General features: G+C 59.2%; 13 protein-coding genes and 1 tRNA gene. 5 read left to right on the top strand and 9 right to left on the bottom strand.

Features of this window, described 5'->3' with window-relative positions:
• Positions 1-45: 45 nt before the first annotated feature.
• Both hemH and NW804_RS01455 read right to left on the bottom strand, forming a co-directional pair.
• Entirely contained in the window at positions 46-1,071 is a 1,026-nt protein-coding gene (hemH, locus tag NW804_RS01450; RefSeq protein WP_414393084.1) for a ferrochelatase, read from the bottom strand.
• A gap of 124 nt (positions 1,072-1,195) precedes the next feature.
• A complete protein-coding gene (locus tag NW804_RS01455) occupies positions 1,196-1,678 on the bottom strand; it encodes a hypothetical protein (protein WP_414422683.1) in 483 nt (160 codons plus the stop codon).
• A gap of 289 nt (positions 1,679-1,967) precedes the next feature.
• Here NW804_RS01455 and NW804_RS01460 point away from each other — a divergent pair, with 289 nt between their 5' ends.
• The 3 genes from NW804_RS01460 to NW804_RS01470 all read left to right on the top strand — a co-directional run bounded on the left by NW804_RS01460 (position 1,968) and on the right by NW804_RS01470 (position 5,303).
• A complete protein-coding gene (locus NW804_RS01460) occupies positions 1,968-2,483 on the top strand; it encodes a Tic20 family protein (protein WP_414410569.1) in 516 nt (171 codons plus the stop codon).
• 131 nt (positions 2,484-2,614) lie between these two features.
• Positions 2,615-4,423 (top strand): hypothetical protein, encoded by a 1,809-nt coding sequence (locus NW804_RS01465; RefSeq protein WP_414422684.1) that lies wholly within the window; start codon positions 2,615-2,617, stop codon positions 4,421-4,423.
• Between the two features lie 253 nt (positions 4,424-4,676).
• Complete coding sequence (locus tag NW804_RS01470; RefSeq protein WP_414422685.1) at positions 4,677-5,303, top strand: GerMN domain-containing protein; 627 nt, start codon at positions 4,677-4,679, stop codon at positions 5,301-5,303.
• Positions 5,304-5,424: 121 nt separating this feature from the next.
• Here NW804_RS01470 and NW804_RS01475 read toward each other — a convergent pair whose 3' ends face one another.
• Both NW804_RS01475 and NW804_RS01480 read right to left on the bottom strand, forming a co-directional pair.
• The gene (locus NW804_RS01475) at positions 5,425-6,306 is read right to left on the bottom strand and encodes an arginase family protein (protein ID WP_414420222.1); all 882 of its coding nucleotides are present in this window, start codon (positions 6,304-6,306) and stop codon (positions 5,425-5,427) included.
• Positions 6,307-6,339: 33 nt separating this feature from the next.
• Positions 6,340-8,073, bottom strand: a complete 1,734-nt coding sequence (locus NW804_RS01480; protein ID WP_414422686.1) for a phospholipase D-like domain-containing protein — start codon at positions 8,071-8,073, stop codon at positions 6,340-6,342.
• A gap of 163 nt (positions 8,074-8,236) precedes the next feature.
• Here NW804_RS01480 and NW804_RS01485 point away from each other — a divergent pair, with 163 nt between their 5' ends.
• Positions 8,237-8,410, top strand: coding sequence for a hypothetical protein (locus NW804_RS01485; RefSeq protein WP_414393095.1), 174 nt, complete (start codon positions 8,237-8,239; stop codon positions 8,408-8,410).
• 101 nt (positions 8,411-8,511) lie between these two features.
• The gene (locus NW804_RS01490) at positions 8,512-10,017 is read left to right on the top strand and encodes a DUF697 domain-containing protein (protein ID WP_414420224.1); all 1,506 of its coding nucleotides are present in this window, start codon (positions 8,512-8,514) and stop codon (positions 10,015-10,017) included.
• A 44-nt stretch (positions 10,018-10,061) separates the two neighbouring features.
• On the opposite strand, the gene NW804_RS01495 is transcribed toward NW804_RS01490, so the two are convergent.
• The 5 genes from NW804_RS01495 to moaA form a co-directional block, all read right to left on the bottom strand.
• Positions 10,062-10,136 (bottom strand) — tRNA-Arg (locus tag NW804_RS01495).
• A 33-nt stretch (positions 10,137-10,169) separates the two neighbouring features.
• Complete coding sequence (locus tag NW804_RS01500) at positions 10,170-10,655, bottom strand: molybdopterin synthase catalytic subunit (protein ID WP_011429088.1); 486 nt, start codon at positions 10,653-10,655, stop codon at positions 10,170-10,172.
• Positions 10,656-10,955, bottom strand: coding sequence for a MoaD/ThiS family protein (locus NW804_RS01505; RefSeq protein WP_346426097.1), 300 nt, complete (start codon positions 10,953-10,955; stop codon positions 10,656-10,658).
• Positions 10,894-11,988 carry a cyclic pyranopterin monophosphate synthase MoaC gene (gene moaC, locus NW804_RS01510; RefSeq protein ID WP_011429090.1) on the bottom strand — a complete coding sequence of 365 codons (1,095 nt, stop codon included), beginning with the start codon at positions 11,986-11,988 and terminating at the stop codon, positions 10,894-10,896. Before moaC ends, NW804_RS01505 begins: the two co-directional genes overlap by 62 nt.
• Before the next feature lie 4 nt (positions 11,989-11,992).
• Complete coding sequence (gene moaA / locus NW804_RS01515) at positions 11,993-12,931, bottom strand: GTP 3',8-cyclase MoaA (RefSeq protein WP_011429091.1); 939 nt, start codon at positions 12,929-12,931, stop codon at positions 11,993-11,995.

Genomic DNA, 12,931 nt, shown 5'->3' on the forward strand with positions numbered 1-12,931 from the left:
AACAGGTGCTAACTGTGGCCTGCCCCCCGCCTAGAGTCCTTTTGCCTAACGCTCCAGCAGCGAGCTGCCCACCGCAGCCGGCACAAAAGCAGGTGCTGAGGGAACCAGATGGGGCTGCACCAGAGCTGCCAGGCCAGCAATAAATAGCGGGTCGGCGTTCAAGGCGGGCACACGGCGAAAATCGCGGATCCCAGCCCGGTGGGCCAGCTCTCGATACTCGATGTCGATCTCTTGCAGGGTCTCGATGTGCTCTGAGACAAAGCTAATCGGCACCACCAGCAGTTGCTTTACTCCCCGCGCGCCTAGCTCTGGGATTACTCTCTCGGTGTAGGGCTGCAGCCAGCGCAGCGAGCCCACCCGGCTCTGGTAGGAGAGCGTGTAGCCATTTGGGCGTCCCACCTGGCGCCAGATGAGCTCGACGCAGGCCTCCATCTCTTGCTGGTAGGGATCCCCGGCCTGGGTGACGTAGCTTTCGGGAATGCCGTGAGCGCTAAAGAGCACATGCACTTCTAGGGGATCCTCGAAGGCGTCCAACTGCTCCCGGATGGCCCTAGCCATGGCCTGGACATACTGGGGCTGATCGTACCAGGAACAGATCTGGCGGCGCTCGATGCGGGCCAGCTCTGGGTCTTCGGCCCAGAGGCGATCCAGGAGCTTGAAGCTGGAGCCAGTTGTGCTGATGGAGTACTGCGGGTACAGCGGCAGCACCACCAGGCGGGTGATCCCGTCCGACTTGATCTGCTGCACCACAGACTCAATGAGCGGGTGCCAGTAGCGCATGGCGACATACACTGGCACGTCGTAGCCCGCCGCCACCAGTTGGGCCTGCAGCTTTCGGGCCTGTTCAGCGGTGATGCGCCGCAAAGGAGATCCCCCCCCGATGGCAGCGTAGTTGCGCCGGGATTTGGGCGCTCGCAGGATGGAGATGGCCCAGGCAAATGCCCCCTGCAAAAAGGGAAAGGGCAGCCGGATGAGCTCCGGATCGGCAAAGAGGTTGTAGAGAAAGGGCTGCACATCAGCCTGCGTTTCTGGCCCCCCCAAGTTCAGCAGGAGCACGCCGCATTTGGACATAACAAGCTCAATGACCTTCCTTATCCACTGTAGAAGGTCTTAGCCCCTAGCGAGAAAGGAATTCTCAGCTTTCCGTGGGTCGAAGCGTATCCCCGCCCTCTACTCCGCTGCTCTTGGGCTGGCGTTAGAACTCTTGGCCGCGGTAAACCCGCTGTAGGGCCGGCGTGACCGAATAGCTATCGACATCGGCCAGGCTCAACTTCAAGCGCAGCGTATTGAGCAGCCTCCAGTAGGGGGGCACAAAAGGGGTTAAGGACTCCGTCCCGCTGACGCGAACGGGAAAGGGTTGAGAGGGGAGGGGGTGGGCAACCCTCTCCAGAGGGCAGCCACGGTAGCGGAGCAAGCTAGACCCGACCAGTGAAGCTGAGGATTCCCCTTGGCTGGGATCCACCGTCAGGCCGCGAAACTGGATCTTCCCTGGACGAGAGGCTTGTCGGTAACGCAGATAGCGACCCCAGAGTTGTGCCAGCCACTCCGGCAAAGCCTCAGGCCGAACGTGGAAGCGCTCCGGCAACAGACGGTCGTTGAGAAAGCCGATGAGCCCAGACCAGGCCTTCCAGAGCAAGGCGGCGACGAGGCGAGTAGGGGGAGAGGATGAGATTTTCATAGATCTCTGCACAGCCAAGAGTTGGCGTCGATTATACCAGTCCAGAAAGGACTCCGTCCCGCTGCGCGAACGGCTGGAATGCTCGCCCTGAACGTCTTGCCGCAAAAAAAGGGAAGCTGGCTTTCGAGCCAGCCCGTGGAGCCCCCCAAACCCAAAGGACTCCGTCCCGCTGCGCGAACGACTACAATGGGCCCAAGGCTTGTCTGCCCTTTTCCTCTGGCAAGGGAGCGGCATTGCCCAAACAAGCAGACTCTAGCGACCACTGCAGTGAGCTGAGGGACTCGAGGACATGACCTGGCGCAGCAACATCACTCCCAGCGAAAGGCCTCCGGCCCGCTGGCGCGAACGGCTGTGGGGATCCCTTCCTTACCTTCTGCCTTTGGTATCGGCTTTGCCCTTGGGCTTTGTCCCCTCGGGGCTGTTTCAATCCCTGCCAGGACTGATCCCTATCTTTCTACCGCTACTGCATTTGTTGCCTCTGGTCACAGGCTGGCTGGGGATGGGGCTGTTCTTTGCCCTCCTCTTTTTCGTCATCCGCAACGGCCGCATCGCCCACTTTGTTCGCTTCAATACCATGCAGGCGCTGCTGCTCAACATTGCCCTGTTCTTGGTGCAAGTGCTGCTGCAGGTGTTGGGTAGGCTCCTTGGCAGCCTAGCGCTAGGGGCAGTGGGCAGCATTTTGGCCAACACTGCCCTTCTGGGAGTGATGGCTGTTACTCTCTACGCTTGGTCCCAGAACCTGCGTGGCCGCTACGCCGAGGTGCCGGTGCTCTCTGAGGCTGCCTATGCTTGGATTCGCTATTAGTTCCCGGCAAAGAGGGAGGTGGGCCCAAGGCTGTCTGTCTGGCTAACGCCTGCTACAGAAGCTGGAAGTTGACCTGCGGCCTGGAGCTATCGAAAACATCTGCCCGGTGCGCGAAAGGCGGGCTCTTGGAAATGGTGAAAGCGTTGCGCCAACCGGGGCTGTTGGTCGGGCTTGCGCTGCTGGCCGGAGTGTTGGCCCTGCTCTGGCCAATGCTGCAGCAAGGCTATCCCATGACTCACTCCACCCACTTCAACCTCAGTTGGGCCTTTCAGTATCAGCGCCAGTTTTTCGGCGGGCAGTTTTACCCCCGCTGGCTGGAGTACTCCAACTTCGGCTACGGCAATCCCACCTTTGCCTTCTACCCGCCTTTGTGTATGGTAGCCACCCTGCCCTTTCGCGCCCTGGGGCTGGACCTGCCCGGCTCTTTGGTGGCCAGCATGGGTCTGGCGATGGCGGTCTTTGGGCTGGGGCTATACGTTCTGCTGCGGCAGGTGCTTCCTTGGGCTTTGGCGCTGGTCTTGGCCCTGCTGAGCATGGCCGGCCCCTATTGGTTGGTAGATATCTACCAACGGGGTGCAATTGGAGAAGTGTGGGCCATTGCCGTCTCCCCCTGGGTTTTCTGGGCCTCGCTACAGGTGATTTGCCGGCCTCAGTCCCTTTGGCCAATTGGAGCGTTGGCCGTTAGCTATGGCCTACTGGCCCTGTCCCATTTGCCCACTTTGCTGATTTTTACTCTGGTTTGGCTGCCCCTACCGTGGGTGGTGGGGGGAAGGGATCCCTTCTGGCCCAGAGTGGGACGCTGCTACCTGGGATTTGGTCTGGGACTGGGGTGGGCGGCTTTTTATTTGCTGCCGGCTTTCTGGGATCAGCGCCATGTCCAGGTGGATTTTGTCAACTTTGCCGAGGAATACATGCCCCAGCATCGCTTAATGCTGAGCGGGCTAACTCAGCTTCAGCCGCGCTGGACAGAGCACTGGTTTGAGAGCAACCTGGTGGGGTACTGGGTCTGGATGGCAGCGGTTGTGGTGGGCGTTGGGATCTTAGTTTTTCTAGAATGGCTGGTCCGCCGGCCGGGGAGGAGTTTTGATGCGGCTGGATCCCTTGCCAGAGCTACCTTGCTCTACAGCTTTGGGGCTAGCCTAGTGGCGCTGCTGATGACGACGGATCTGCTGGCTTGGCTCTACGAGTGGTTTTTGCCCCTGCGGCGCATTCAGTTTTCCTGGCGCTGGATGGCAGTGACGGCGGTAACCGTGCCCTGGCTTTTGGGGTCTCTAGCGGGTTGGGGATGGGGGCAAAGGCGCCTGCGGCTTCTCTTGCTGGTGGGGATCGGACTAGCTATGGGGGTGCAAACTTGGCAGGGCTTTCAACTCTTGTCCAAGGCCAGCTTTGATCCACAGCTTGTTCAAACTTTTCAAGAGCTGGCTACAGCTAAGCAGTTTCCCAAGGAGCCCCAAGAGAGGCCCGGCATTGCTTTCTTGCACCTGCACTGGCGCTTTCCCGATGGGCTGGCGCTGGTGGATGCGCAGGAATACCGGCCCCGCCAGGCCACGCTGCCCATGCCGCCCCTGCAGGTGGATCCGCTGCTCCAGTGGCAAGGCGAGCTGGAGGATCCGGCCGCGCAGCTACAGGTGGAAGAGTGGCGCTATGGCTATCGCCGCTTTCGCGCCATCAATCCCACGACTCAAGAGCAGCCCGTAGTCTTGCGCACGTTTTACTATCCCGCTTGGCGAGTTCAAATTGATGGACAGTTTAAGGCTGCCGAACACGACGGGTGGGGGCTGTTGCAGGTACGGATTCCCCCGGGAGAGCATCGCGTGGAAGTGCGCTACCTGGGCACGGCAGCCGAGTGGCTGGGCTGGATCCTGACCGGTGTAGCTGGTGTGCTGCTAGTAGAGCTGCGGCGGCTTGTGCGTTGGTTGAGGTTGACCAAGGCGGCGTAGGCCCTGGCGTGCCACTCTTCTGGAGCGGACTTTTCTTTCTTCCTGCTTCCACAACCGGCTACTACCCCCTAGAGGAATCTCCCCCGGCTCGAGCTGACGGCAGTTGCCCCTTGCTCTTGAGAGAGCAAGCTGAGAAAGGATCCCCCTCTAGGCCTGCGGAGAACGTCAATTGAGCTTCTCTTAGGCTTGTCTCCCGGCAGAGGGAGCTTTTCTCCGCTACCCTAGAGCTAGTAAAGCAAAGAGATTGGCAGCAATGAGCCACTACGAAGGGCGTCCTGCCCAACTCGGCTTCCTCAAGGAGGGAGAGCAACGCCCCCGCCGACCGCGTGGCCAGGCCTTGCAGGTGGGAGTGCTTGGCTTCTTGGTGGGATTGGGGCTTGTGGGAGGAGCCTGGTGGTACAGCAGGGGGCCGCGGCAAACTTTTTCCCTGTATTGGCTGACCACGGTTGACAACTCTATCCACTACGTGCAGCAGGAGCGCTCCCTTCGCGCCTTCGACGCCCAAGAGGCCATTCGTAGGGCTCTGGAGGAGTTGATCGCTGGACCCAAGGATCCCCGCCTCACCACCGCTATTCCTCCCCAGACGCGGGTGCTGGATGTACGGGTGGAAGGCGACGATATTTTTTTGAACTTCTCCCCCGAATTTACGCAAGGGGGGGGATCCACCGCAATGATGGGTCGGATTGCCCAGGTACTCTACACGGTTACTAGCCAAAACCCTAATGCACGGGTTTGGATCTCAGTGGAGGGACAGGCCCTCGAAGTGCTAGGGGGAGAAGGGCTGATTCTTGACCAACCCTTGACGCGGGCCTCGTTCTTGCCCAGTTTCCCGCTTCCGGCAGAATCCAAGGCAGAGCCGTCAGCCGCATCGGCCTCTTAAGCAGCCATGCTCTCGGGGGTGAAGCTATCTCCAGCGTCCGCCCTTGGCCAACCAACGGTGAAGCTGGGCCAAAAGGTGCTGCTGGTAGACCCCAACTCCGGAAGAACACCTGCGAAAGACTTCATATGCCAGACTCATTTTCCAGCCGCTCGAGACTAGCGGGGTTGGGATCCAGCTTCAGGGAGTAGAGGCCGTAACAGGCCAGCAGCCAATTGAGAAGACGAGCTGCAATGCGGGCAGTTGGTCGCGTTGCCGAGCTTACCGCCACCCCTCCCAGGGAAACGCCGACCACAGGACGAGCAGCGAAGATGGCCTCACAAGTTTGTAACAACCGAAACCAGCTCAGCCCCCCTGGCTCTGGGTGGTGCACTGCTGGTGCTAGCGAGGGATCCAGCACGCTACAGTCCACCACCAAAAACACTGGCTGCTCCGGCAAAGCCTCGACGACCTGCTGCGGATCCCAGGCCTCTTGAGCCCAGAAAATGGGGCTGTGGTGGTCTCTTAGCCAAGCGTAGGCGCGGGCACTGCTGCTGCGCAGCCCCACGTGCACTACCGGCAGGCCGTGCTGGTAGAGCAGCTCTACCCAAGCGCCGTTGCCGTAGCTCATATCTTGATCTGGCTGGGTCATCTCTATGGGGGGCATGAAGTTGGCATGAGCGCTGCAATGCACCACACTGAGACTCAAGTAGTGCTTCCAAAGGGCACGAATGGCCCCCCAACTGGCTGCTAGAACCGAAGGCAACAAGACCGGCCACTGTTGTCGTCGCCAGGCCTGGGTCACTGCTGCCTCACACAGGCCATAGGGTGGCTCATCCATCAGCCCCGGCAACTGCGCCACCGCCAGCTGATCCACATCGATCCCCAAGCGCGGCTCAAAAGCACACAGTTCTGCACCTGCATTGAGGATGGTCAACGGAGCTTGGGTATCCGGGCCAAAGGCAGTGGGAATGAGGAGAACCCTGGCGCTGGACTGGGAGCAGGGATGGAGGGACCACTGGGCCATAGGCGGCGTTTCTGCTTGCCAAAGGGGGGATCCCTACCAAGTTACTCGACCCCGCAGTTGCTCCATCTTGGCTGGGCCGATGCCCTTAACGCGCTGCAGATCCTCCAAAGAAGAAAAGGGGCGGGCCTCGATAATCCGTTGCGCCAGGTCTGGGCCGATGCCAGGCAACTGCTCCAGTTCGGCTGCCGTGGCTGTGTTCAAGTTAACGCGAGGGGGACTGGGGGTAGCTAGCGAAGGGGAGGACCTCGAGGTGGCCTCTAGCAGCTCCGGCTCTACTGTGGGGGAAGTAGGGGCAAGCGGAAGGGGGTTGGGGCAGCGGCGGGCTGCTTCCTCTACTTCCTCCCGCAAGCGACGGCTGGGGCCAAAGCGGGCCTCGGCCAGGAGCCGCTCGAACTCTCGCACAAAGTGATCCACCACCTGCCTATTGCGGATAATCAAGAGGTTTTCGTCGTTGAGGTGGTTGGCCGAGACTGACCAGTTGTGGGAGCCGGTGATCACCGTGGCCTGGGGGGTGCCGGGATCGAGAATAGCGAACTTGTGGTGTAGCTTGTCGCCGGGGGCGAGGTTGGGTATGCCTATGGCTTGGGGGGGCTGCTGCCAGGGCAGGCGGGCCGGATCCAGGCGGCAGTTTTCGTCCGGGAGCGCCAACCCCCACATCTCCAGGGTGCGGCTGTAGTCGCGGAAGGCAAAGCCGGGATCAAACAGGCCGCGGATCTCCACCTTGCGCTCCTGGTGCAGTTGCCGGAGCTGGTTGGCAATGCCGGAGTCGGTAAAGACAAACAGAGCCAGATCCACCCGCTTCTGCGCTTGGGCCAGGGTGGCCGCAATAATGCCATTAGAAGTAGCTTCATAGGGCAGGGAACGGCTGGCGGGGGAAAAATGCACCTCCACGACGGCATCGTCAATCAACACCGTCTGCAGGGGTCGCTTGCGCTTTTGCACGCCAAAGCGGCTATCGGGCAGCCCTCCCGGCCCGTCCCCCCACATGAGGTTGAACTCCTCCGTATAGATGCGGGCCAGCTCGGGGCTATCCAGTAGCAGCAGGTGGTTGGCATTGCCCACGCTGCCAGGAGCATCGAAATCCCCATGGATATCGGAGAGGGTGAAATTGGCTGAGCCAGTCAGCACGCGCTGCCCGTCGATAACCACGAACTTGTGATGCATCAGGCCGCTGCCCTTGGAGCCGTCGGCGGTGTCGTCCAGCCAGGGCACCTGGCCTCTATCCAGCAAGGCGTACACGTCCCGGCTAGCAACCTCCTCGGGGGAAAACCGCCCGTCCTGGTTTACGTCCACCAGGCGGCGATACTCTTCGAACTTTTGACGGCTGCGCTCGTCCAGCGCCTGCACTTCGGCAGGGGTCAGCCGGTGCCAGGCCCGCACGTAGGTGTTTTCGGTAATCACGCGCACTGGGATCCCGGCCTGCCGCCGCTCTGCAAGGGCCTGGGCGATGAGGGGCAAGTTTAGCTCCTGTACCGCCACATCCACCGACCGCCGAGCAGAACGAATCTGGGAGATAATCAACTCCTCCAGGTTGTAGCCGTAGCGGTGGATCTGGCGATAGGGATCCCGATAGGTGCTCTCGCGGCTTTGGTTAAACGCCACCCGGATGCGGGGGTGCTGCGGCAGAGGGGCCAGGGTGGGCAGCTCTGGCTCTTGGGGAGAGGGCCGAGGGCCTACCCCGTAGCCAGCTGCTACCAGGATCAACAGCAGGGCGGCCCAGGGCAGCCAACGGCGCAGTTGCCGCCACCAAGACGGGATCCGGTTCATCCCCTTTTCCCCTTGCAGCAACCCCCTTCAGAATACCGAACTTTGCCGAAAAACTGGGCATAAAGCCCCGTCCTACATTCGAGCCGTCAACGGCCTCATCTACGTCATCGCCAGAGCTTTGGGGCAATAAGATAAGTCTAGCGGTTGATTGAGGAGGCCCGGCGTGGAACGGCCCAAGTGGGTAGCCATTATTACGGGAGTTCTGGCCATTGCTTTGGGGGTGGGCTATTTGTTGCTGACGCAGCTATTGGATTACCGCGGGGGTAAGTTCTTGCCAGCGCCGTCGGAGCCACCAGGGGTCTTGAGCGTCTTGGCAGGGATCCCTGGCCTGAATTAGCTGAGAGCGATTGACTGTATGCTCAGCTACAGCACGCCCCCTGCTCAAGAAGCGGCTGGGGGGAGATAGGGAAACATTTGGGCAGACGGGGAGTTGGCATAGTGTTGTCGCGCTCCACTTGGCTGTGGCTATTGACAGGGCTAGGACTAGTGGCCTTGAGCCAGTACCTGCAGTGGGTTGGCGGCATCCACAGCTCTATCGCCTCCTACTCGGAACCGCTGGCCGACCTGACCGTGGCCGGCATTCTGGGAGGAACGGTGACTACGGGGCTGGTGGTGCGCCACTGGTGGCAGCAGGTTTGCCGAGGACAAAGGGAGCCCACCCCAGGGGCCAAGCCGCGGCGGCGGGTTAAGTTGACGCGGGCTCAGGTGCAGGCAGATCTGCAGGATGTCGATTCCCTTATCCAGAAGTTGCAAAACGACATCAGCCGCCGTGCCCTGCAAGCCAAGAAACAGGAGATCGATCGGCGGCTGGCTGAGGAGGCATTGCACCTAGTGGTGTTTGGCACGGCTTCTGCTGGCAAAACCTCTCTCATCAACGCTCTGCTGGGGCGGCCGGTTGGGGAAACTGCCCCCACTCTGGGCACCACCCAGCAGGGCTCCATTCACACCTATCAACTGGAAGGTTGGAACAGCCCCATTTACCTCACCGATACCCCTGGGCTATTGACCATCGGCGGTGCCGGCGAAGCAGAGGCCCGCGCCCTCGCCCAGAAAGCGGATCTGTTGATTGTGGTGGTGGCCGGGGATCTGCTGGCTTCGGAATACGCGGAGCTGCTGGAGTTGGCTCGGTTGGGAAAAGCCACTATCCTGGCCCTCAACAAGACGGATCAAATGCTGCCGGAAGATGTGGAGACCGTCCTAACCCACCTGCGCCGCCGCACTGCCGGTGTCATCCCTCCTGAGCAGGTGGTGGCCATTGCCGCTGACCCCGAGCCCTTGAAAGTCCGCTACTGCTTCCCGGACGGATCCCGTCAGGAGACCTGGGAGCCCCAGCCCCCTGATACCGCCGCCCTCATCCAGCAGATGGCCCGCCTACTGCAGCAAAAGGGATCCCATCTGCGCCTAGCCAACGCCCTGCTGCAAACCCGAACCTTGAGCGAGGCTGTCCAGCAAGCCCTGCGGGAAGAGCGCCGCCAACGGGGCCGCCAGATCGTGGAGCGGATGCAGTGGGCAACGGCTGCAGCTCTGGCGGTAACCCCCCTCCCTGCCTTGGATGTCCTGGCGGGGGTGGCCATTCAGGCCCGCATGATTGGAGAGCTGCACCAAGTCTTCGATCGCCGCATTACCCTGCAGCAGGCTCAGGCAATTGCTCACCGCTTGGCCCAAATGATTGTGCAACTGGGCGGACTGGAGCTAGCTACCCATGCCTTCAGCTCTGCCCTCAAAGCCAGCCCCTGGATGCTCATGGGGATCCCTCTGCAGGCAGCTAGCGGAGCCTATCTGACGCGGGTGGCAGGGCTCAGCTACCTGGAGTGGCTGCAGTCAGGGGATCCCTGGCAGGAGGAGCTCCTGCAAGAGCGGCTGAGGCAGCAGCTCCAGAACGGCCATCCCCTGGCTTTCCTCAGACAGTTAGCTCGCCAGGCCCCCTCCAGCTCCAGCAGCTAGCCGAAGACTTTTCCAAGAACCCGCTAGGAAACCAGCAGGGCTGACGGGACTGGGCGGATTTGAACCGCCGACCTAGCGCTTAGGAGGCGCTTGCTCTATCCAGGCTGAGCTACAGCCCCAGGTCAGGTACCTCACTGATACTAGCAGAGAGGCTAGGGGGTATCGCCGCAAGGCTGCCGAGCAATAGCGTTCTTATGGAATTGCTGGAACAAAGGCTTTGCTTTCTGACATAAAACCCAACGCGGCGGCTCACCCCAGTAGTACTCTTTTTTCCAAATGGGCAAGCGCTCCTTGATTGCATCAATGATGTAACGTGCTCCAGCAAAAGCGGCGCCGCGATGTTCAGCTGTAGCACCAACCCAAACCGCAATATCACCAATTGCAAGATGACCCTGGCGGTGACAGGCAACAGCACCGCAGAGGCCAAACTTGGCGTGGGCTTCTCGGAGGATCTTCTCGCCCTCCTTCTGGGCAAGGATCTCGTAGACTTCGTACTCCAAGCTGAGAACAGGTTTGCCCTGGCTGTGGTTGCGTACCCAGCCCTCGAAGGTTACTAAGGCACCCGCTGTGTTATTGACGAGCAAACGACTGAGTTCAGCTGGCTGGATGGTGCTATCCACAATTAGAAAACGCAGCATTTAGCCCCCACAAACTGGTGGAATGAAAACTACCAAGGCACCTTCATCTATCGGCCTAGTCAAGTCACAGAACTCATGATTGACAGCAACCTTAACGTCCTCCGCTGCTAGCGAAAATCCATACTTTGCTTGCAGCTGCTGATAGAGCTCTAGGTAGTTTGCTGCACTGGTTTGCAGCACTTCGCTGCTCCGCTGAGCCTGTTCCCGCAGCACTGCTACATATTGAATTGTTACGGTCTTACTTAGGACAGATTGAGTTACCATGGCTGCAACTACCCCAAACTGATTGGAAAGTGGCATACTCCTCGGCGGTATTGACGTTCATGAGCTCGACCTCATGGTTGGGGGTAACTAGGGTGCAGGGCTGCCTGCTGAGGATTTCCACAGGGCAGTACACCCCTTCCGCGTAAGCCCTTTCTAGTACCGCTGCAGCTTGAGGAGTATAGATGGCGCAAAGAGCTTCCGGGAAGCCGCGCTCGGGGTTAACATAGCAAGTTGCGATTGTTTCGGCTTGGTAGTGATCCAGCAGCTTTTGGATTGTTTCTGACCGAAGGTTCAGTAGATCACAGGCAACAACCAACCAGTTAGCTTCAGGATGAGTATTCAAGGCAGTCAATAGGCCACTGATCGGGCCAACGCTTTCTACTAGATCTGGTAGTGTGGGCAAGAGCTCTAGAGCTGTGCCCGACCACTGACCGGCACGCGCTGACAAGTAAACCTGCTGGCAGTAGGGCTGCAGCAGTTCATAGAGATAGGCGGCGTGGGGTTTGCCAAAAGGGTTCAGCAGCGCTTTATCGCGACCCATGCGCTTGCTACGTCCCCCTGTGAGCACCAAGCCATAGAGGGGACGTTCCAGGAGGGCGTTTTTGCCGCCGGACTTAGTTACTAGGCGGGTCTCCTGGATGCAGATATGGGGCGACACCGACTTGCACATGTCATAGATTGTCAGCGCTGCTGTTGCCGCACCACAGAGAGCTTCCATTTCAACCCCTGTCTTAGCGCTGGTCTTGACAGTGCAGTGGATGGTTACAAGCAAGTGATCATCAATTGTGATATCAAAGGTGCAGTCTTCAACAGGGATCTGATGACAAAAGGGGATCAGTTGGTCAGTTCTTTTAACAGCCATTGTACCAGCAATGGTTGCTGTCTGAAATACCGGTCCTTTTTTCAGGTGGATATCTTGGCCAACAACATAGGATCTGAGAGCAGGTGGCAGTTGAACTCTTGCCCGTGCTGTGGCCGTTCGCAAAGACACCGATTTGTGGCTAATATCTACCATATGCGGATGGCCTTGAGCATTAAGATGGGCCCATGTACGATCAGCTTTGTCCATAGAGCTAGCCCCCTAAGCCGTACATTGGGTGTGAGACCTGCTCAACCCGGCGCAGTGGTTTCATCCCCAAAAGCTGCTGGTAAATTTGCTGACGTTGGCCTGGTGTTTTGTCTCGAACCGAGAGACCCTCCTCACTAAATAGGCAGGCAAAGAGACGACCATCGGCTGTCAAGCGCCACCGGGAACAGCTGCTGCAGAAGGGCTGAGACTCAGAGGCAATAAATCCAACTTTAACATTCTCGTCGATTGTAAAGTAAAACGCTGTCGAATCAGGTGCCGCTGGAAGGGGGGTTAGAGTATAGCGTTCTTGCAGACGGGCAATGCACTCTTGCGCTGAAACGTAGTGTTCTTCATAGAGAGAGTTGGCATAGCCGACCCGCATCAGCTCCAGAAAGCGAACTGTCACGCCTGTCTTGCGGGCAAACTCAACGAAATCAAATAGCTCGCAATCGTTGATCCCCCGCATTACAACCGTATTGACTTTGAGGCTAAATCCCCGGGCAATACCCTCCTGGATATTACGGAGAATATCCGCCAGGCAGTCGCGACGGGCAATTGCAGCTTGGGTGGAGGGCTGTAGGCTATCGAGGCTAACATTAAGGTTGAGAACGTTGGCAGCCTTGAGAACGTCCCAGTAGCGGTGGAGCAGCAGGCCATTGGTTGTTAGGCTGAGGGACGGGATCTTCAGCTTGGCAAGTTCCTGAATGACTTCATCAAAGTCTTGCCGAACCAGAGGCTCACCACCTGTAATGCGAACTTCTTCAATGCCATAGTCCAGCAACTCGCCAATAATTTCTTTGTATTGCTGCGGAGTTAAGTAGCTACTTTTGTCCAGAAATTCTGGATGCAAAGGCATGCAGTAGCGGCAGCGAAGGTTGCATTGATCGGTTAGAGAAACCCTTAGCTTGCGAATGCGACGATTCCATTGATCCACTAGCTGCAT

It is taken from the genome of Synechococcus sp. WC10meta, assembly GCF_047461475.1.